General features: G+C 71.4%; 20 protein-coding genes. 10 read left to right on the plus strand and 10 right to left on the minus strand.

Going from position 1 to position 19,883, the window contains the following annotated elements:
- The coding region (locus tag Amac_RS41840) for a lanthionine synthetase LanC family protein (protein ID WP_281356401.1) at positions 1–581 on the minus strand (581 nt) is incomplete at its 3' end.
- Positions 582–696: 115 nt separating this feature from the next.
- Between Amac_RS41840 and Amac_RS41845 the strand changes: the two genes are divergently transcribed.
- Positions 697–1,065: an Mth938-like domain-containing protein gene (locus tag Amac_RS41845; protein WP_155359989.1), complete on the plus strand. Its 369-nt coding sequence runs from the start codon at positions 697–699 to the stop codon at positions 1,063–1,065.
- A 4-nt stretch (positions 1,066–1,069) separates the two neighbouring features.
- On the opposite strand, the gene Amac_RS41850 is transcribed toward Amac_RS41845, so the two are convergent.
- The gene (locus Amac_RS41850) at positions 1,070–3,418 is read right to left on the minus strand and encodes a phosphoketolase family protein (RefSeq protein WP_281356402.1); all 2,349 of its coding nucleotides are present in this window, start codon (positions 3,416–3,418) and stop codon (positions 1,070–1,072) included.
- 60 nt (positions 3,419–3,478) lie between these two features.
- Between Amac_RS41850 and Amac_RS41855 the strand changes: the two genes are divergently transcribed.
- Positions 3,479–4,120 (plus strand): response regulator, encoded by a 642-nt coding sequence (locus Amac_RS41855; protein ID WP_155359991.1) that lies wholly within the window; start codon positions 3,479–3,481, stop codon positions 4,118–4,120.
- Here the strand turns inward: Amac_RS41855 and Amac_RS41860 are convergent.
- From Amac_RS41860 to Amac_RS41880, 5 genes are all read right to left on the minus strand, one after another.
- Positions 4,098–5,765: a sensor histidine kinase gene (locus Amac_RS41860; RefSeq protein ID WP_155359992.1), complete on the minus strand. Its 1,668-nt coding sequence runs from the start codon at positions 5,763–5,765 to the stop codon at positions 4,098–4,100. The genes Amac_RS41855 and Amac_RS41860 overlap by 23 nt on opposite strands.
- Before the next feature lie 35 nt (positions 5,766–5,800).
- Complete coding sequence (locus tag Amac_RS41865; protein WP_155359993.1) at positions 5,801–7,426, minus strand: ABC transporter permease; 1,626 nt, start codon at positions 7,424–7,426, stop codon at positions 5,801–5,803.
- Entirely contained in the window at positions 7,423–8,316 is an 894-nt protein-coding gene (locus Amac_RS41870; RefSeq protein WP_155359994.1) for an ABC transporter ATP-binding protein, read from the minus strand. Before Amac_RS41870 ends, Amac_RS41865 begins: the two co-directional genes overlap by 4 nt.
- Complete coding sequence (locus Amac_RS57555; RefSeq protein ID WP_155359995.1) at positions 8,313–8,951, minus strand: TetR/AcrR family transcriptional regulator; 639 nt, start codon at positions 8,949–8,951, stop codon at positions 8,313–8,315. Before Amac_RS57555 ends, Amac_RS41870 begins: the two co-directional genes overlap by 4 nt.
- A 106-nt stretch (positions 8,952–9,057) precedes the next feature.
- A complete protein-coding gene (locus Amac_RS41880) occupies positions 9,058–9,249 on the minus strand; it encodes a DUF1918 domain-containing protein (RefSeq protein WP_155359996.1) in 192 nt (63 codons plus the stop codon).
- Positions 9,250–9,506: 257 nt separating this feature from the next.
- Here Amac_RS41880 and Amac_RS41885 point away from each other — a divergent pair, with 257 nt between their 5' ends.
- The 4 genes from Amac_RS41885 to Amac_RS41900 are packed head-to-tail and all read left to right on the plus strand — an operon-like array spanning position 9,507 to position 12,865.
- The gene (locus Amac_RS41885; protein ID WP_155359997.1) at positions 9,507–9,764 is read left to right on the plus strand and encodes an SAV_915 family protein; all 258 of its coding nucleotides are present in this window, start codon (positions 9,507–9,509) and stop codon (positions 9,762–9,764) included.
- Entirely contained in the window at positions 9,764–11,098 is a 1,335-nt protein-coding gene (lysA, locus tag Amac_RS41890) for a diaminopimelate decarboxylase (RefSeq protein ID WP_155359998.1), read from the plus strand. Before Amac_RS41885 ends, lysA begins: the two co-directional genes overlap by 1 nt.
- Positions 11,099–11,141: 43 nt before the next feature.
- Positions 11,142–12,155 carry a permease gene (locus tag Amac_RS41895; RefSeq protein ID WP_155359999.1) on the plus strand — a complete coding sequence of 338 codons (1,014 nt, stop codon included), beginning with the start codon at positions 11,142–11,144 and terminating at the stop codon, positions 12,153–12,155.
- Positions 12,152–12,865: a TIGR03943 family putative permease subunit gene (locus Amac_RS41900; RefSeq protein ID WP_155360000.1), complete on the plus strand. Its 714-nt coding sequence runs from the start codon at positions 12,152–12,154 to the stop codon at positions 12,863–12,865. The genes Amac_RS41895 and Amac_RS41900 overlap by 4 nt, the downstream gene beginning before the upstream one ends.
- Here the strand turns inward: Amac_RS41900 and Amac_RS41905 are convergent.
- Positions 12,856–14,205: a sensor histidine kinase gene (locus Amac_RS41905; RefSeq protein WP_170322934.1), complete on the minus strand. Its 1,350-nt coding sequence runs from the start codon at positions 14,203–14,205 to the stop codon at positions 12,856–12,858. The genes Amac_RS41900 and Amac_RS41905 overlap by 10 nt on opposite strands.
- Positions 14,206–14,363: 158 nt before the next feature.
- Between Amac_RS41905 and Amac_RS41910 the strand changes: the two genes are divergently transcribed.
- Genes Amac_RS41910 through Amac_RS41925 form a run of 4 tightly spaced genes read left to right on the plus strand, consistent with a single transcriptional unit; the run spans position 14,364 to position 17,774 of the window.
- Positions 14,364–14,876: a hypothetical protein gene (locus Amac_RS41910; protein ID WP_155360002.1), complete on the plus strand. Its 513-nt coding sequence runs from the start codon at positions 14,364–14,366 to the stop codon at positions 14,874–14,876.
- Positions 14,873–15,901, plus strand: coding sequence for a peptidoglycan-binding protein (locus tag Amac_RS41915; RefSeq protein ID WP_155360003.1), 1,029 nt, complete (start codon positions 14,873–14,875; stop codon positions 15,899–15,901). Before Amac_RS41910 ends, Amac_RS41915 begins: the two co-directional genes overlap by 4 nt.
- Complete coding sequence (locus Amac_RS41920; protein ID WP_155360004.1) at positions 15,898–16,584, plus strand: ABC transporter ATP-binding protein; 687 nt, start codon at positions 15,898–15,900, stop codon at positions 16,582–16,584. Before Amac_RS41915 ends, Amac_RS41920 begins: the two co-directional genes overlap by 4 nt.
- Positions 16,581–17,774 (plus strand): ABC transporter permease, encoded by a 1,194-nt coding sequence (locus tag Amac_RS41925; protein WP_155360005.1) that lies wholly within the window; start codon positions 16,581–16,583, stop codon positions 17,772–17,774. Before Amac_RS41920 ends, Amac_RS41925 begins: the two co-directional genes overlap by 4 nt.
- Here the strand turns inward: Amac_RS41925 and Amac_RS41930 are convergent.
- Both Amac_RS41930 and Amac_RS41935 read right to left on the minus strand, forming a co-directional pair.
- The gene (locus Amac_RS41930; protein WP_246269052.1) at positions 17,771–18,418 is read right to left on the minus strand and encodes a response regulator transcription factor; all 648 of its coding nucleotides are present in this window, start codon (positions 18,416–18,418) and stop codon (positions 17,771–17,773) included. The two genes, Amac_RS41925 and Amac_RS41930, sit on opposite strands and share 4 nt — an antisense overlap.
- A complete protein-coding gene (locus Amac_RS41935; RefSeq protein WP_155360006.1) occupies positions 18,415–19,863 on the minus strand; it encodes a sensor histidine kinase in 1,449 nt (482 codons plus the stop codon). The genes Amac_RS41930 and Amac_RS41935 overlap by 4 nt, the downstream gene beginning before the upstream one ends.
- Positions 19,864–19,883: the final 20 nt, after the last annotated feature.

A 19,883-nucleotide genomic window follows, 5' to 3' on the forward strand; every position in this document is an offset into this window, starting at 1 on the left:
GCGTGGTTCCACGCAACCCCGACAGCCGCCAGCCACCGCCACCACAGCAACAAGTCGTTGCCGTAGGCTCTCAGCGTCGAAACCGACTTTTCCTCCGCCTGGAGCCCGGCGAAGAAAACAGCCACCGGCTCCACCAGTACACCGTCAGCATCCAGCAGCTGGAACGGCTCCCATGCATTCCCGGTCTCGGCCAGCCGTCCCAAATCGAGTACGACCACCCTCGCCAGATCCAGCTGATCATTCCCACCGACCATGAGGCGGGACGCTAACAGAGACACCGCCAACATGCCCCTGAACTGCGAAAACTCATGATTTAGTTCAGTTAACTCGTAGCACCAAGCGTCCTGGCGGCCAGACGGATGGGCGGAGCCAACGTCCAGTTCGCTGCCGCTGACAGATGTGGGCCACTGCCAGGCTCCGGCGGCCTTCCAGCCGAGCAGCCACTGGGACACATGGCGGATCGCGTCGTACTGGCCGGGAACGGCCCATCCGCGGGCGCAAGCCAGCGAGAGGAAAGCCAGCGGACCCGCGACGCCATGCGCCATCCCCGTTGCGGCCGATCCTGACGGGTCAGTCTTCACTGTGGGGGGATGCATTGAGAAAGGCAACCTGGGCCGCGCAGCCTCGCCGACTTGGCGGCGATCTCCTCTGTTCGGGAGTATCAGGTGTTCGCCTCTCTGGATTCCGGAGTCACTTATGGATGTTCGGTCCCCGCTGATCACCCACATTTCGTGGGGTCGAATGGTCGTCGAGGGAGTGGGTGAAGGTAAGGACTTCAAGCTCTACCCGGGTGGTGGGCGGGCTTGGGACTGGAGTGAGACGGGGACGCGGCATTCTCCGGGGATTCAGCCCGCCGATGTCGAGGAGCTGCTTGAGCGTGGCAGCCAGGTGATCGTGCTGTCACGAGGGATGCGGCTGGTGCTCCAGACGTGTCCCGAGACGCTGGCCATGCTTGAGGAGAAGGGCGTCGAGGTGTTCGTGGAGGAGACCACGGCCGCGGTCGGGCGATATAACCGATTGGCCGCGACGACGGCCGTGGGCGGGCTGTTCCATTCGACATGCTGACGACTTACATGTCCCCGGGCCAGGTCCAGTCGCGGATTTCCGGGGTGTCCTCGCCGTAGGCGCGGGTGTGGGCGCGGGCGTGGAGGCGGGCGTCTGACATGTGCTGGCGTAGGTGGGCGGCTTCCACGCGCAGGCCCGGGACGCGGTCGATGACGTCCATGACCAGGTGGTAGCGGTCGATGTCGTTGAGCATGGCCATGTCGAAGGGGGTGGTCGTGGTGCCCTCCTCCTTGTAGCCGCGGACGTGGATGTTGTCGTGGCCGGTGCGGCGGTAGGTGAGGCCGTGGATGAGTGACGGGTAGCCGTGGAAGTTGAAGACGACCGGCTTGTCGGGGGTGAAGATGGCGTCGAATTCGGCGTCGGGCATGCCGTGCGGGTGTTCGGACGGGGGTTGCAGGCGCATGAGGTCGACGACGTTGACCACGCGCACCTTCAGCTGGGGAAGGTGTTCGCGGAGCAGGGCGGCGGCGGCGAGGACTTCCAGGGTGGGCACGTCTCCGGCGCAGGCGAGCACCACATCGGGCTCGGCGCCGGCGTCGTTGGAGGCCCATTCGACGATGCCGAGGCCGCGGGTGCAGTGGGCGATCGCCTCCTCCATGGTGAACAGGTCGAGGACCGGCTGCTTCCCGGCCACGATCACGTTGACGTAGTCGCGGGAGCGCAGGCAGTGGTCGCCGACCGAGAGCAGGGTGTTGGCGTCCGGCGGCAGGTAGACGCGGACGACGGAGGCCTTCTTGTTGACGACGACGTCGAGGAAGCCGGGGTCCTGGTGGCTGAAGCCGTTGTGGTCCTGGCGCCAGACGTGCGAGGAGAGCAGGTAGTTGAGCGAGGCGACCGGTCGGCGCCAGGCGATCTTCCTGGTGGCGTCGAGCCATTTGGCGTGCTGGTTGAACATGGCGTCGACGATGTGGATGAAGGCCTCGTAGCAGTTGAACAGGCCGTGCCTGCCGGTGAGGAGGTAGCCCTCCAGCCAGCCCTGGCACAGGTGCTCGGACAGGACCTCCATGACCCGCCCGCCCGGCGCCAGGTTCTCGTCGACGGGGAGGATCTCGGCGTTCCAGGCGCGGTCGGTGACCTCGAAGACGGCCGAGAGCCGGTTGGAGTCGGTCTCGTCGGGGCCCATCAGCCGGAAGGTGTCGGGGTTGGCGGCGATGACGTCGCGCAGGAACCGGCCGAGCACGCGGGTCGGCTCGGTCGTCGCGGTCCCGGGCTCGGGCACCTCGACGGCGTACTCCCGGAAGTCGGGCAGCACCAGCGGGCGCAGCAGCTCTCCCCCGTTGGCGTGCGGGCTGGCGCTCATCCGGAGCGGGCCCGCCGGCACGGTCTGCAGGATCTCGGCAACCGGGCGTCCTTCGGCGTCGAACAGCTCCTCGGGCCGGTAGGAGCGCATCCACTCCTCCAGCAACGCCAGGTGCGCGGGGTTGTCCCGTACCGCGGCCAGCGGCACCTGGTGGGAGCGCCAGGTTCCCTCGACGGGCCGGCCGTCGACCTCGCGCGGGCCCGTCCAGCCCTTGGGGGTACGCAACACGATCATCGGCAGCCGCGCGGCGCGGCCGGCCTGGAAGTCCGCGATCTCGTCGAGGACCTGGTCCAGGGTGTCGGCCATGAGGCCGTGCATGACGGCGGGGTCGTGGCCGGCGACGATGTGGGGGCGGTAGCCGTACCCCTCCAGGAGGTTGAGCAGGTCGGGTTCGGGGATCCTGGACAGGATCGTGGGGTTGGCGATCTTGTAGCCGTTGAGGTGCAGGATGGGCAGGACGGCGCCGTCGCGGGACGGGTCGAGGAACTTGTTGGAGTGCCAGCTGGCGGCCAGCGGGCCGGTTTCGGCCTCGCCGTCGCCGATGACGCAGGCCACCACCAGGTCGGGGTTGTCGAAGGCGGCGCCGTAGGCGTGCGCGAGGGAGTAGCCGAGCTCGCCGCCCTCGTGGATGGAGCCCGGTGTCTCGGGCGCGACGTGGCTGGGGATGCCGCCCGGGAAGGAGAACTGGCGGAAGAGCTTCCGCATGCCCTCGGCGTCCTGGGTGATCGCGGGGTAGGTCTCGGTGTAGGAGCCTTCCAGCCAGGAGTGCGCGACCGCGGCGGGGCCGCCGTGGCCCGGCCCGGCGATGTAGATCATGTCCTGGCCGCGTTCGGCGATCACCCGGTTGAGGTGGGCGAAGCAGAAGTTCAGGCCGGGTGTGGTGCCCCAGTGGCCGAGCAGGCGCGGCTTGATGTGGGCCGGGCGCAGCGGCTCGGCCAGCAGGGGGTTGTCCAGCAGGTAGATCTGCCCGACCGCCAGGTAGTTGGCGGCGCGCCAGTAGGCGTGCACTCTCTCCAGGGTGTCCATGTCGCTGAGCCTCTCCGTTGCCAGGATGATCGGGTAGGGACCTTTGTCCCTACCCACAAAGTCGAACGGGGGCTTAAGTTCAGAGTCATGATTCGCGTGTTTCTGGTCGACGACCATGAGGTGGTCCGCCGCGGTGTCGCGGCCCTGCTGTCCGCTGAGGACGACATCGAGATCGTCGGTGAGGCCGGAACCGCCGAATCCGCGCTGGCCCGCATTCCGGCGCTCGTGCCCGACGTGGCGGTCCTGGACGTGCGACTGCCCGACGGCAGCGGCGTGGACGTGTGCCGGGAGGTGCGGTCCCGGGTGCCGTCGCTGGCCTGCCTGATGCTGACCTCGTACGCCGACGACGACGCCCTGTTCACCGCCGTCATGGCGGGGGCCTCCGGCTACGTGCTGAAGCAGATCCACGGCTCGGATCTGGTGGGCGCGGTGCGTACGGTGGCCAGGGGCGAGTCGCTGCTGGATCCGCGGACCACCGCCGCCATGTTGCAGCGGTTACGCGATCAGGCGACCAAGAAGGATCCGCTGGCCGCGCTGTCGGAGCAGGAGCGCCACATCCTGGAGCTGATCGGCGAGGGTCTCACCAACCGGCAGATCGGCGAGCGGATGTTCCTGGCGGAGAAGACCGTGAAGAACTACGTCTCCAACCTGCTGAGCAAGCTCAGCATGCAGCGCCGTACGCAGGCGGCGGCCCTGGCGGCCCGGCTCAAGGCTGAACGGCCGGAGTAAGCGGGACGCTCCAGGTCAGCCGGGTGCCGCCGGCGGCGGGCGCGTCTGCCTGGAAGGAGCCGCCGAGCTGGGCGGCGCGTTCCTCCAGGTTGCGCAGGCCGCTTCTGCGGCCGTCGCCGGGCAGGCCGATGCCGTTGTCCTCCACCAGCAGGATGATCTGGCCGTCGGCGACCTCGGCGGAGACGTCCGCGCGGGAGGCTTTGGCGTGCCGTACCAGGTTGGAGAGGGCTTCCTGGAGTACGGCGAGCACGTGGGCGGCGACCGGTGCGGGCACCGCGTTGTCGAGCGGGCCTTCCAGGCGTAGCCCGGGCATGAAGCCGAGGTGGCCGCGGGCGCTCTCCACCAGGTCCACGATCCTGGCGCGCAGGCTCGGCTCGTCGTCGTCGCGGGGGACCTGCAGGGCGAAGATGGTGGAGCGGATCTGCCGGATGGTCTCGTCCAGCTCGTCGATCGCGTGGCGCAGCCGCCCGGACGCCTCCGGGCGTTCGACCAGCCTGACCGTGCTCATCAGGGTCATGGCGACCGCGAACAGCCGCTGGATGACGACGTCGTGCAGGTCCTTGGCGATGCGGTCGCGGTCCTCCAGCAGGCTCAGGCGTTCGGCGTCCTGGCGGACTTCGGCCAGTTCCAGGGCGATGGCGGCCTGTCCGGCGAAGGCGTGCAGCATGCGCAGCATGGATGGGGTGAACGGGAACCTGCCGGGGCGTTTGCCCAGCGACAGCACGCCGCGTACGGACCCGGCGGCGCCGAGCGGGACGGCCGCCGCCGCGCCGATGCCAGACGCGCCCTGGTCGCTGACCATGCAGGGTTCGCCGCTGACGTAGGCCTGGCCGGGGAGCGAGTCGGTCAGATCGGCCTGGGTGCCGACGAGCCCGTCGGCGCCTTCGGCGATCACCACGCGGAGGGCGTCGCCGGCGGGGAACAGGATGGTGGTGACGTCGGCGTCGGCCATCTCGCGGACCCGGCGGGCCACCTGGGTGAGGACGGTGTCGACGTCCTCACCCGACAGCAGGCTGGTGGTGACCTCGGTGGAGGCCTGGAGCCAGATCTCCCTGCGGCGGGTCTCCTCGTACAGCCGGGCGTTCTCGATGGCGACACCGGCGGCGGTGGCCAGCGCGGTGACGACGGCCTGGTCCTCCTCGTCGAACTCGGCCCCGCCGCGCTTCTCGGTCAGGTAGAGGTTGCCGAACACCTCGTCCCGCACCCGGATGGGCACGCCGAGGAAGGTTCCCATGGGCGGGTGGCCGGGCGGGAAGCCGTAGGACTCGGGGTGGTCGGAGATGCGGGCGAGCCGCAGCGGGGCGGGTTCCTTGATGAGCAGGCCGAGCAGGCCGAGACCGTGTGGCCAGTGCTCGATGCGGGCGATCTCCTCCTCGCTGAGGCCGACGGGGATGAATTCCAGCAGGGTGCGCTCCTCGCCGATGACGCCGAGCGCGCCATAGCCGGCGTCCACCAGGCGGACGGCGGTCTCGACGATGCGCCGGAGCACGACCTCCAGTTGCAGGTCGCTGCCGATCGAGACGACGGCCTCGAGCAGGGCGTGCACTCGGTCGCGGGTGGCGAGGACGGCGGTGAGCCTGGTCTGGAGTTCGGACAGCAGCTCGTCCAGCCGCATGTTGGGGATCAGCGGGTGGGGGTCGGTCATACGGGGCAGTCTCGCATTAAACAGCCCTGCCCTGATCAGGGGGCGAGGTCCCGGCGGCGGAACAGCATGAGACCGGCTGCGGCCAGGGCCGCCGCCACCGCCGTCAGTGCCGCGATCGGCCCTGGGGTGAGGTCCACCGCCGGGATCGACGGGACGTGGCTGAACGGCGACAGGTCGCGGACCGCTTGGGGTAGGCCGAGGACGTCGCCGAGGAGGCCGCAGGCGATGCTCAGCGCCAAAGCGGCCCATGCCAGCGTGACGACCAGGCGGGGCAGGCCGCCGAACACCAGCACGACGAATCCGGCCACGGTCAGGGCCGCGGGCAGTTGGGCCAGCCCGGCACCGGTCAGGGTGGCCACTCCCTCGTCTCCGCCGGCGGCCGCGTCGGCGAGGCCCGCGCCGGCTCCGGCCAGCGCCAGCATGGCCGCAGCTCCCCCGGCCGCGCAGGCCAGGTGCGAGAGCGCCCACCGGACCCGGCCGACGGCAGTGCCCAGCACCGCCTCCGCCGGTCCACCGGCCTCCTCCGTGTGCAGCCGCAGCAGCGCCTGCACGACGAATCCGGCGGCCAGGACCCCGAACACGTTCATCATCGCGGCGAAGTACACGTCCACCAGGTCGGCTCCGCCGCTCCCGGCGAGCTGGTTCAACAGCTTGTTGACTCCCGTATTCTCGGTCATCGCGTCGTTCACGCTGGCCCCGAGCGAGCCGATCCCGACGCCGAAGACGACGCTGCCCGCCACCCAGCCGAAGATGGAGGCGCGGTGCAGCCGCCAGGCCAGCCCGAGCGGGCTGAGCAGCGCCCGCGAGCCGGCGGCCGGGCCTGGCCGGTCGGGGATCAGGCCCGCGCCCAGGTCCCGCCGGTCGACCAGGACGAACGCGCCGTAGACGCAGACGGCGAGCAGCGCGACCGGCAGGGCGAGCGCCCACCAGCGTTCCGCGCCGAAGGGGCGCACCTCCATGCCCCACCCGATCGGCGACAGCCAGGTCGGCCAGGCGCTGGTCACCTGGATGCCGTCGGCGGCCCGCTCGCCGAGCGCGTCGCCGACGCCTCGGAGCAGGTAGGCCACCCCGACGGAGGTGGCGGCGAAGGCGTTGGCGGCGCGGGCGCCCTGGAACAGCTGCGCGGCGACGGCGGCGAGCCCGGCGAACGCCATGCCGGTGACGGCGCACGCGGCGCCGAACGCGAGCGAGCCACTGGCGGGCAGCCCGGCCGCCAGCAGGGTGCCGGTCAGCGCCGCCCCGAGCAGGAGGTTCGCCGCGAACGCCAGGACGAGCGCGGCGGTCAGCCCGGCGTGGCGGCCCACGCTGCCCGCGCCGATCAGCTCGGCCCGCCCGGTCTCCTCGTTCCGCCGGGTGTGCCGGACCACGGCGAACGTGCTCATCAGCGCGGCCAGCACCAGCATGGACGCGAAGTTGCGGAAGTTCAGCATGGCGCCGAGGTCGGTGCCGACGGGCGCGCCGCGCATCAGCAGGACGGCGGGGCTGCCACCGGCGCCGCGCAGCGCGGTGACCCGGCTCTCCTCGGTGGGGAACTCGTCGGCGACGGCCGCCGCGCCCGCCGCCATCAGGACGGCGGCGCCGATGATCCAGATGGGCAGCTGGACGCGGTCGCGGCGCGCGGCCAGCCGGATCAGCCGCCCGGTGCCCGCGTAGGCGTTCATCGGGACGCCTCGACTCCGTAGTGGCGCATGAACAGCTCCTCCAGCGTCGGGGGATGGCTGGTGAGCGCGTGCACCTCGAAACCGGCCAGGTGCCGCAGCACGCCCGGCAGATCCCGCGAATCCACGTCGAAGCGGGTCTGGGTGCCGTTCGCGACGACGTCGTGCACGCCGGGCAGCCCGGCCAGCCCGCTGATCGGCCCGGCGGCCTCGACCGCGACCGAGGTCCTGGTCAGGTGGCGCAGGCTCGCCAGCGTGCCGGATTCGACGGTCACCCCGTCCCTGATGATGCTGACCTTGGAGCAGAGGGCCTCCACCTCGGAGAAGATGTGGCTGGACAGCAGCACGGTGGCGCCGTCGGCGCTCACCTCGCGGACGGTCTGCTGGAAGGCCGCCTCCATCAGCGGGTCGAGGCCGGAGGTGGGTTCGTCCAGGATGAACAGCTCCACCCGGGAGGCGAAGGCGGCGATCAGCGCCACCTTCTGCTTGTTGCCCTTGGAGTAGGTGCGGCAGCGTTTGGTGGGGTCCAGCTGGAACCGCTCGAGCAGTTCCGCGCGGCGGGTCTTGTCCAGGCCGCCGCGCAGGTCGCCGAACAGGTCGATGGCCTCGCCGCCGGACAGGTTCGGCCACAGGTTGACCTCGCCCGGCACGTACGCCAGGCGGTGGTGGAGCCGTACCGCGTCCTGCCAGGGGTCGCCGCCGAGCACCCGCACCTGGCCGGCGTCGGCGCGCAGCAGGCCGAGCAGCACCCGGATGGTGGTGGTCTTGCCCGCGCCGTTGGGGCCCAGGAAACCGTGCACCTCGCCCGCCGCCACGGCGAGATTCAAGCCGTCCAGCGCCCGGGTCCGGCCAAACCGTTTGACCAGCCCGGTCGCTGATATGGCGTCGTTCATCGTGGTCCTCCTGACTTGTCGTCGGTGATGCCGAGGGCGGCCCTGGCCAGGGCGGCGTCCTCCAGGCTCATGAGGGGATGGGAGTAGATGTCGATCAGGGCCCGGGCGAGCAGCAGGTCTCCCTCCGGGCTGAACACGTCCACGCCGATGGCGCGGGAGACGTGCTGGTGCAGGACCGAGATGGACAGCGCCATCGCGGTGCCCACCGCCGCCCGGGTCCTGAGGTCGGAGGCGGGCGGGTCGGGGCGGGCGCGGTCGCCTTCGGCGAGCCACTCCTCGCTCAGCCGCACCATCTCGTCGAACAGCGGCGCGGCCGATCCCTCGACCAGCGCCCGGGCCAGATACGGCAGGTACGGGCGCGCCTCCGCCCGGCCGGCGGCCATAATGCCCGGTTCACGGGGCGCGCGGAATTCCCGCGCCTCCTCGTTGAGGCGGCGCACGGTCTTGATCAGGTACGCGTCACACGCCTCGCGCAGCCCTTCCTTGGAGCCGAAGTGATGGCGCACGAGCCCGGGGGACACTCCGGCGGTCTCGGCGATCCCGCGGATCGTCGCCCGCTCGTAGCCGTGCTCGCCGAAGTGCCGCATCGCCGCGTCTCGGATCCGGGCGCGAGCGGTGAGGTCTTCAGGATCCATCCAGGCTCCTATTCACACGTATAGTCGACTATTTCCTCGTGGGAAATACTATACGCGTGGATAGTCGGATGGACAGGGGTGACTGCCGAACGAACGCCGGTTAGGGTCAGCTCTCCTTCGCGACCACTCGCGCGTCCGGCCCGGGGAACACCAGGGTCTCCTCATTGGAGTCCGTCCAGCGGACCACGTAGGGCGGCGTGCCATCCGCGTGACGGACCTCCGTCACGATGCCGATCTTCTGATGTTCGCCGTGGTAGGTGCCTTCGACGATCAACTTGTCACCGATTGCGGCGTGCATGATGCCTCCTCGCGATGTGCGGCCGCTCGCTCCCCCGTCCGGCCGCACACGGCCTTACTGACTCCATCCCCGAATGCCCGGAACGTAACCGAGCCTGCGACGGCCACGTTACGCACGCGCTCGGTGACGTCAGGTAGCCCGCGTCAACGTCGCGTCAATATGCGCGGGCATGCCGTCTGCTTCCCGTAGGGATCGCGGCCATGGGCCAGCGGCGGGCTTAGCGTCGCTTTTGTACGAGTTCTCAGCTGGAGGAAGTCATGGACATCCCGCTATTCGTCCCGATCCGGATAGGCGCGTCGTTCCTGTCGCTGCGCCTGTTCCGGACCCCTTCGGGCACGAGGACCGCGGTCGCCTTCTCGTCGTCGGCGCGCTTGGCCGAGGTGCTGGGCACCGAGCAGCCGTGGACGCGGATCAGCGAGGCCGGGCTGCGCGGCCTGCTCCAGGACCTGGGCATCGCCGGCGTCGTGGTCGACCCCACCGCGGCCATGGTCGCTCCCGTTCAGCGGGTGGCGTGATGTGCGTACTCGAGCAGGATCAGGCGTCCGTGCCGCACATCCGGACCGGCCCCTGGTCGGCGGGCACCCGTTTCGAACCGGGCGGCGGCGCGACGGTCGGCGGCGTGGCGATGACGGAGCTCGCCGCCCGCTTCGGCACCCCGGCGTACGTCATCGACGAGACCGACCTGCGCGAGCGCTGCCGCGCCTACCGGGCGGCCCTGCCGGGGGCCGAGGTGGTGTACGCGGCCAAGGCGTTCCTGTGCCGGGCCATGGCGAGCTGGATCAGGGAGGAGGGTCTCGGGCTGGACGTCGCGTCCGGGGGCGAGCTCGCCGTGGCCCGGTCGGTCGGTTTCCCGGCCGAGCGGATCGTCTTCCATGGCAACGCCAAGACTCCGCAGGAGCTGTCCGCCGCCCTCGACGCGGGGGTGGGGCGGATCGTGGTGGACACCCTCGCCGAGATCGGTCACCTGGCCGCGCTCGTTTCCTTCGGGCGGCGGCAGAAGATCCTCGTCCGGGTCATTCCCGACGTGGACGCGGGGGCGCATCCCGCGATCCGTACCGGCGGGGAGGACCAGAAGTTCGGGCTGTCGATCGCTTCGGGGGCCGCTGGGGAGGCGGTCGCGCGGGCGCTCGGGCAGAGTTCCCTTGAGCTTGTGGGCCTGCACTGTCATCTCGGTTCGCAGATCGTCACGCCCGAGCCGTACGAGCGGGCGGCGCGCACCCTGATCGAGTTGCTGGGCCGGATCAGGGACGCGCACGGGGTCGTGCTGCCCGAGCTCGATCTGGGCGGCGGCCACGGCATCGCCTACCTGGACGGGGAGCAGGGCCTGGACCTGGAGAGTTACGCCCGCCGCGTCGGCGACGCCGTCCAGGCGCACGCCGCCTGGCTCGGGTTGCCCGCCCCGCGCCTGATCATCGAGCCGGGGCGGGCCGTCAGCGGCCCCGCCGGGCTCACCCTCTACCGCGTCATCGCCGTCAAACGAGGCCTCTCCCGCGTCTTCGTCGCCGTCGACGGAGGGATGAGCGACAACCCCCGCCCCTGCCTGTACGGCGCCCGGTACACCGCCCGCCTGGTGGGCAGGCGCTCCAGCGCGACGACCCGTACGGCGACCATCGTCGGCCACCACTGCGAGGCGGGCGACACCCTCGCCGAGGACGCCGAACTGCCCGCCGACATCCGCCCCGGCGACCTCATCGCGGTCGCGGCCACGGGCGCCTACCACCATTCGATGGCCTCCACCTACAACATGACCGGCCGCCCGCCCGTCATCGCCATCTCCGGCGGGCGTGCCCGCCTGGTGGTCCGCCGCGAGGAACCCGACGACCTGATGCGCCGGGACGTGGGCTTGTAGAACCCGGGTCACCGAGTTTGCCGAAATCTGGGAGTATCGGCACATGTCTGAGCGGGCTACGGTCGATGCCTCCGAGGAGATCCCCCCTTCGGAATGGGGGCGGCGGCAGCCGCTGCCGTCGGTGGGACCGTGGGCATTCGCCGTTGTCGTCGGCCTGCTGGTCATCGGGCGGTTGGTGTTCGCCCAGTATCTGACGGCTCCGGCGTTGCAGGCGTGGGCGACGATCTTCGTGGCCATCTGCGTTCAGGCGTTGCCGTTCCTGGTTTTCGGGGTGCTGCTGTCGGCGGCGATCACCGCGTTCGTGCCCGCCTCGTTCTGGACCAGAGCGCTGCCCCGGCGGCCCTTTTTAGCGGTGCCGGTGGCGGGGGCGGCCGGGGCGGTGCTGCCCGGATGTGAGTGCGCGTCGGTGCCGGTCGCCTCGGGGCTGATGTCGCGGGGGGTGACTCCGGCGGCGGCGCTGGCGTTCCTGCTGGCCTCTCCGGCGATCAATCCGGTGGTCATCGTGGCGACGGTGGTGGCCTTCCCCGGGCAGCCGATGATGGCGGTGGCCCGGTTCGGGGCGTCGCTGGTGGTGGCGGTGCTGGCGGGGTGGGTGTGGTTGCGGTTCGGGCGGGCCGAATGGCTGCGCATCCCCGCGCGCGCGGGGGGTGAGGGGTCGAAGTGGCGGACCTTTCAGGACGCGATGGGGCATGACTTCCTGCACGCGGGCGGGTTCCTGGTCGTCGGCGGGGCCACCGCGGCGACGATGAATGTGATCGTGCCGCGGTCGTGGCTGGAGTCGGTGGCGGGCGTGCCGGTGCTCTCGGTGCTGGCGCTGGCCGCGCTGGCGGTGATCCTGTCGATCTGCTCGGAGGCGGACGCGTTCGTGGCCGCCTCCCTGACCGCGTTCTCGCCGACCGCGAAGCTGGCGTTCCTGGTGGTGGGGCCGATGGTGGACCTGAAGTTGATCGCTTTGCAGGCGGGGACCTTCGGGCGGCGGTTCGCCGCCCGGTTCATCCCGCTGACCTTCGTTCTCGCGGTGATCGTCAGCATGGCGGTCGGGGAGGTTCTGCTGTGAACCGGCTGACGCAGAGCATGATCCTGGTGTTGCTGGGCGGGGCGGTGTTGCGGATCACGACGCTGTCCACCACATATCTGAACTACGTGAAGCCGGGGTTCCGGCCGTTCCTGATCGCGGCGGGCGCGGTGGTGTTCGTGCTGGGCGTCATCGGGCTGATCCAGGAGTGGCGGGGATCCACGGAAACAGAGCATCACCACGATCACGGGCATGCGCCGCGGGTGGCCTGGCTGCTGACGCTGCCGGTGTTCGCGATCTACCTGATCGCCCCGCCCGCGCTCGGCGCGTTCTCCGCGAAGTCGGAGGATGCTCCGGCCCAGCCGGTGGCCGCGCTGGACGCGTACGACACTCTTCCCGCAGGGAAGGTCACCGACATGACCATAGGCGAGTTCATCGGGCGGGCCTATGGCGATTCGTCCAAGTCGCTGTCGGGGCGGCAGGTGAAGCTCACCGGCTTCGCCGTGCCGTCGGCCAAGAAGAAGGACCGGTGGTATGTGGCCCGGATCCAGATCGCCTGCTGCGCCGCCGACGGGATCGCGCTGAAGGTGGCCGTTCTGGACGCCGCCATGCCGCCGGAGAACACCTGGGTCGAGGTGACCGGCACCTGGCGAGAGCCCAAGTCCGGCAAGCTTCCGGTCGGGACCGTCGCCCCTGAACTGGACGCCATCTCGGTCACCGGGATTCCCCAGCCGGTCGAACCCTACGAGTAGGCCCGCTCTGTTTCCGCGAGGATCGGCAGGTAAAGGACGAAGCGGGCGCCGCTGGGGCTGTCCTCGATGTGCAGGGTGCCGCCCAGGGCTTCGGCGATCTGCCGGGCGATCGGCAGGCCGAGACCCGCGCCGCCCGCGTCCCTGGTGCGGGCCGCGTCCAGCCGGGTGAAGCGCTGGAAGACCAGTTCCCGCTTGTGCGGGGGGATGCCGGGCCCGTCGTCGAGCACCTCCAGCACCGCGACGCCGTCAGGGAACCGCTGGTCGTCACTGGGATCGCCCGGCTGCTTCCGGACGCTGACCTTGATCGTGGTGCGGGCGTGCCGTTCGGCGTTCTCGACGAGGCTGGCGAGCAGCCGGGTCAGCTGGGCGCGATCCCCGGCTACGTGGACGTCCGGGTCAAGCGCGTACTCGATCTGCTTGGTGGTGCGGCGCGGCCGCAGTTCCGCGGCGACGAGCTCGGACAGCGCGATGGGCTCGCGCGTGCCCGGCGCCCCGGAGTCCAGCTTCGCCATGGTCGCCAGGTCGTGCGTGATCGCCTGCAGGCGGTCGAGGCCGCCCATCAGGGTCGAGCCCAGCCTGGTCACGCTGGTCTCCTGGGGGGCGTAGAGCGCGTCCTCCACCTCGGCGCGGATGGCCGTGATCGGAGTGCGCAGGTCGTGGGAGACGTCGGCGACCATCTGGCGGTGCTGTTTCAGCGCGGCGTGCAGGCGGCTCAGCGTGTGGTTGACGCTCGTGGCCAGGTCGTGGATCTCGTCGTCGGTGGGCGGCACCGGCACCCGGCGGCCGGGGCAGTGCGCGTTGATCTCGTCGAGCTCCGTCTGGATGGCCTTCACCGGCCGGAGCGAGGCGGTGGCGATGCGGTTGCCCAGATAGGTGATGCCCACGGCGAGCAGCGCCACGGCTCCCCCGATCAGCCCGGCCAGCTGCGGATCCGCCCACGGGGCGATCGTCGGGGAGGAGGCGTAGACGATCCAGTGCTCGTCCCCGCGCTGGGCCCGCTGCGCGACCACGATGTCGCACTGGCGGGTGGGGAATACCCCGCCGCACACGACGGAGGTGGCGCTCTTGTGTTCGGGGATGAATTTCGCCATGGCCGGCTTGCCCTGGAGTTGCGGGGTCGAGGCGATCACCGCACCCCGCGAGTCGACGACCTGGACGTTGCGATGCGGGTAATCGGCGAGGGGATAGTCCAGCCGCCCCTGGCCCATCTGGATGGCCACGCGCTCCCCGGCCGCGCGGATTTCCTCCGTGAGGGATCCGACCGTGAACCGGTCGACGGTGACCATGAGCGCGGTGATCAGAGCCCCGCACAACAGAGCCGCCACCGCGCCGGTGAACAAAGTGATACGGGATATGATCGAGATTCGGTGTCTCGCTTTCATTACCGTTCCCCCATGTCAGTTAATCACATGAGCTAAAACGATCTCCCCCACGAGGGGGAGCGTGCGCCCCGCTCCGGCGCGATGTGCCGGGCGGGCCTAGCGGCGAGTGTGCGGGTATGACCCTTTACCGAGCGGCGCCGCTGCTGCTCATCCCGTTTCTCGCCGCCTGCGCGGCGAACGCTGATCCAGGCGCGGTGAGTTCGCCCAGCCCGTCGGTCGATCTCGCGGTGTTCCGGGAGCTGGCCCGGTGCGTACGCGCGAACGGCGCGCCGAACTTCCCCGATCCGACCGTCGACGCACAAGGCGAGATCAAGATGGAGAGCTCCGTCAAAGTGCCGGCGAGCGCGGAGACGGCGTGCAAGTCCATCATGAACAGGTTGCCCGCCCAGGGCGGGCAGAAGCCGCCGACCGCCGCCGAGCTGGACCAGCTCAGGAAGCTGGCCCAGTGCTTCCGGGAGCACGGCGTCACCGACTGGCCGGATCCCGACTCCATGGGCGTCTTCCACGTCAACAAGCGCATCGACGACCTGGGCAAGCGCGCCTGGCTGCCCGCCCGCGACGCCTGCAAGCAGTACTTCGTGGTCAAGAGCCTGCGGGTCGCGGGGCCGGACGACAAGGGCAAGGAGTGAGGCCGCGCGTCGCGGCGCTGGCCGGAGTCGTCGTGGTGGCCGGGGCGGGGAGCGCCTGGGCGCTGACGCGGCAGGAGCCCGTGCCGCCCGCCGCCGCGGCCATCGCCACCGGCTCCGCCGAGGTGATCCGCACCGATGTCGCGCAGCGCGGCCAGGTCAACGGCACGCTGTCCTACGAGGGCGACTACCAGGTGCACGGCGCCGGCGGGACGATCACCCGGCTGCCCGCTCTGGGGGCGGTCATCACGCGCGGCCGCACGCTGTATGAGGCGGGCGGCCGCGGGATCCGGCTCATGTACGGCTCCCGCCCCGCCTGGCGCCCGCTGTCGCTCGGCATGACCGACGGCGCAGACGTCAAGCAACTGGAGGCCAACCTCCGCGCGCTCGGCTACGAAGGCCTCACGGTCGATCGGCACTTCTCCCTCGCCACCTACTACGCGGTCCGCCGCTGGCAGCACGACGCGCGCCTGCCCGTCACCGGGAGCGTCCCGCTCGGCCAGGTCGTGTTCCTGCCCAGGGCGCTGCGGGTGAGCGGGCACGACGCCCAGCTCGGCGAGCCGGCCCAGGGCCGGGTGCTGCACGGCACCAGCGCGGTGCCCGCCGTCACCGTGCAGCTCGACCCCGCCCAGATGTCGGGCGTCAAGGCGGGCGACCGGGTGGAGATCACGCTGCCGGACGGCTCCGCCAGGGACGGCCGGGTGAGCCGGGTCAGCCCCGTGGCCACCACCACGACAGGGTCGGACGGGCAGACCCTGTCGACCGTACCGATCACGATCCGGCTGCCCGGCAAGGCCCCGAAGGGGCTGGACCAGTCGCTCGTCCAGGTCGCGGTCACCATCCAGGTGCACGAGGACGTGCTGGCCGTGCCCATCGTGGCGCTGCTGGCCCGGCCCGGCGGGGAGTTCGCCGTCGTGGTGGCCGGCCGCCAGGTGCCGGTGCGGGTCGGCCTGTTCGACGAGACGGCCGGGGTGGTCGAGATCGACGGTGTGAGCGAGGGCACGATGGTGGAGGTGCCCGCCGGATGAGCGCCGTCCTGGAGTTGCGCGAGGTGTGGAAGGTGTATCCCGGCGAGCCGCCGGTCGAGTCGGTCCGGGGGATCGACCTGGCGGTGCGGGAAGGCGAGATGGTGGCGGTGCTTGGGCCGTCGGGGTCGGGCAAGTCCACGCTGCTGCATCTGATGGCCGCGCTGGACCGGCCCACGTCCGGGTCGGTGCGGCTGGCCGGGTATGCCGTACAGGAGCTGGGAGACCGGGCGCTGGCCGGGTTGCGGGCCCACCACGTGGGGGTGGTCTTCCAGCGGTTCTTCCTGCTCGAGAGCCTCACCGCGCTGGAGAACGTCGCCACCGGCCTGCTCTACCGGGGCGTACGGGCCGGGCGGCGGCGGGAGCGGGCGGCGAGCGCGCTGGAGCGGGTGGGGCTCGGCCACCGGATCCGGCACCGGGCGGCGAAACTGTCGGGCGGGGAACGCCAGCGGGTCGCGATCGCGCGCGCCCTGGTCGGCGACCCGGCCATCGTCTTCGCCGACGAGCCGACCGGCAACCTCGACTCGGCAGGCGGCGCCGAGATCATCGCGCTGCTGCGCGAGCTCAACGAGCAGGGCGCCACGCTGGTGATCGTCACGCACGACGCCGAGGTGGCCACCGCCTGCCCGCGCCGCGTCGAACTGCGCGACGGCCTGGTCGTGCGCGCCACGCGGGTGAGCCGATGACGCCCACATCGAAAATGCTCGCCGCCGACCTGCTGCCCACGGGCACGCTCGGGCTGCGCACCCGGCGGACCCGGGCGGTGCTGTCGGCGCTGGGGATCGCCATCGGGATCGCCGCCATCGTGGCGGTGCTCGGGGTGACCCGCTCCAGCCAGTCCGCGCTGCTCGCCCAGATCGACCGGCTGGGCACCAACCTGCTCACCGTCGCCAACGGCACCGACTTCGGCGGGATCGAGCGGGTGCTCCCCGCGGAGGCCACCCTGATGATCCGCCGCGTCGAGGGCGTCGCCCACGTCGCGCCGACGGCCCAGCTGGCCACCAGGAACGTGTATCGCTCGAATCTCGTCCCCGCCGGTCAGACGGGCGGGCTGGCCGTGCGCGCCTGCGACGCGTCGCTGCTGGCCACCCTCGACGGGCGGGTACGGCAGGGCCGGTTCATCGACCAGGCCACCGCCGCCTACCCGGTCACGGTGCTCGGCTACGAGGCGGCCAAGACGCTCGGGGTCACCCGGGTCGACCCGGGCACCCGGGTATGGCTGGGCGGCCACTGGTTCACCGTCGCCGGGATTCTCGACCCGTTCCCGTTCGCACCCGAGGTGGACCGTTCTGCCCTGATCGGCTTCCCGATCGCGGAGGAGCTGTTCGGCTATGACGGGCACCCGAGCCGCCTCTACGTCCGCGCCCAGCAGGAACGTGTGGACCAGGTGGCCGGGCTGCTCGGGGCGACCGCGAACCCGGCCAACCCCGAGCGCACGGAGGTGACCCGGCCGTCGGACGCCCTCACCGCCCGCGTCGCGGTCGCCCAGTCGGCCGGGACGCTCTTCCTCGGCCTGGGCGCGATCGCGCTGCTCGTGGGCGGGATCGGGATCGGCAACATCATGGTGATCTCGGTGCTGGAGCGGCGCGGCGAGATCGGGCTGCGCCGGGCGCTGGGCGCGACCCGGGGGCATGTCGCGGGCCAGTTCGTGGCCGAGTCGCTCGTGCTGAGCGCCCTCGGCGGGCTGAGCGGGGTGCTGCTCGGCTGCGCGGCGACGGCCGCGCTGGCCCGCTCGCGCGGCTGGGAGGTGCTGATTCCGCCAGAAGCGCTGTGGGGCGGGCTGCTGGTGGCGGTGGCCGTCGGCGCGGTCGCGGGCCTTTACCCGGCGCTGCGGGCCGCCCGGCTGGCCCCCGCGGAGGCGCTGCGAACGGTCTAGCCGTCCAGGGCCTCGTCCAGGGGGACGAGGCCCTGCTGCAGGCCGAAGATGGCGGCCTGGGTCCGGTCGGCGAGGCCGAGCTTGGTGAGAATGCTGGACACGTGCGTCTTGACCGTCTCCCGGCCGAGCCGCAGCGACAGGCAGATGTCGGCGTTGGAGCGGCCCCGGGTGAGCTCGGCGAGGACCTGGAGCTCGCGCGGGGTGAGCAGGTCCAGCGGGTTGCGGCGATGGCCCTGCCGGACCCGCTCGACCAGGAGCGCCGCGGTGCCCGCCTCCAGCACGCTGCCGCCCACGGCGGCGGCCCGCACCGCCTCCACCACCCGGTCCACGGCCGTGGTCTTCGACAGGTAGGACAGCGCGCCGAGCCGGACCGCCTCGATCACCCGCTCGTCCTCCAGGAACGAGGTCAGCACGATCACCGCCGGGCCGCCGCCCGCCAGGTCGCGCAGGACGGCCAGGCCGTCCACGCCGGGCATCACCATGTCGAGCAGCACCACGTCGGGCCGCAGCGCCGGGATCGCCACCAGGGCGCGGGCGCCGTCGGCGCACTCGCCGGCGACCTCGATGCCGTCCTCCTGGTCCAGGACGAACCGCAGGCCCTGCCGTACGACCTCGTGGTCGTCGACGATCAGCACCCTGATCACGCCAGCTCCCTGAGTACGGCCACGACGGTCGTGCCCTGGCCGGGTCCGGTGCGCAGGTCGAAGCCGCCGCCCAGCTCCTCCACCCGTTCGCGCATGAGCCGCAGCCCCATGCCGTGGCCGGCCTCCGACGGGTCGAAACCCGCCCCGTCGTCCTGGATCTCCACGCGGACGCCGTCCGGGGACCGCGAGAGCCGTACCTCCACCGAGGCCGGATCGGCGTGCTTGATCGCGTTGCTGAGCGCCTCCTGGACCAGGCGCAGCACGGCGTGCTCGGCGGGCGGCGGGAGCGGCACCTCGTCGAGCCGGGTGTGCACGGGCAGCCCGAGCCTGCTCGTGTAGGCCCGGCACAGCTCCTCGATCGCGGGCACCAGACCGGCGTCCTCCAGCGCGACCGGGCGCAGTTCCAGCAGGAGGGCCTGCATCTCCCGCATCGCCCTGGTCGCGGTGCTCTCCATCGCCTCGGACTCGCGCCGCAGCCGGTCGGGGGCGGCCCGGCGCATCCCGGCGGCCAGCAGGCTCAGCGAGAACAGGTCCTGGGAGATGGAGTCGTGCAGCTCGCGGGCGATCCTGGCCCGCTCGGCCTGCCGCGCCTCGGCCTGCCCGGCCGCCCGCTCGGCGTCCAGGGCCGACTCCAGCCGTTCGGTCATCCGGTTGAACGACTCCTCCAGCTGGCCCACCTCGTCCCCGCCGGTCACCGCCACCCGCGGGCGGAAGTCACCCTGGGCGACCGCGCCGGTGACGTCGGCCAGCCGCCGCACCCGGCTGATCAGCCGCCGCGTGCTCAGCAGCCCGAAGATCAGCCCGACCGGCACGACCAGGGCCAGCACCAGCGCGCCCGGGGCGATCAGGGGCGTCAGCGCGTCGGCCGCGCCGGTGGAACCGGTGTAGTCCGCCGGCGCCTCGGCGTAGACGTATCCGGCGATCTCGTACGGTTTCCCGCCGCTGGAGTGGCTGATCAGGACCGGGTGCACCCACCACATGACGTTCCCCGTCCGCGCCTTGCCCTGCCCGCCGCCGCTGACGACGGGCACGTCGAGCACGCCGCCGGGAGGGTAGGCGTCCACGGCCGAGCTGGCCACGATCCGGCCGTCGGGGTCGGCCAGCACCTCGATGGGCTTGTCCGGAGATGTCCCCTTGGCGGACACGATCTGGATGCCCTGGTTGTCGAGCCTGGTGCCCTGGAGCGAGACCAGGGGTCCCGCCTCCCGCTGCGCCAGGAACAGCAGGCTGGGTATCCCCAGCTTGGGGTTATCGGAACTGATCTTGCTGATGGTGAGACTGAGAATCTTCGCGTCCTGAGTGGCCAGGCTCTGCAGGCGGTTCCGCAGGTCGGAGTCGCCCAGCAGCGACGGCACGAAGACCCCCAGCAGGGCCGCCTCCACCACCAGCACGGCCGCCGCCGTCACCAGCACGTACGACGCGGCCATCCGGCGCCTGAGCCCCATGTCCGCAGCGTAACGCCCCG

Source organism: Acrocarpospora macrocephala (assembly GCF_009687865.1).
Lineage (GTDB): Bacteria > Actinomycetota > Actinomycetes > Streptosporangiales > Streptosporangiaceae > Acrocarpospora > Acrocarpospora macrocephala.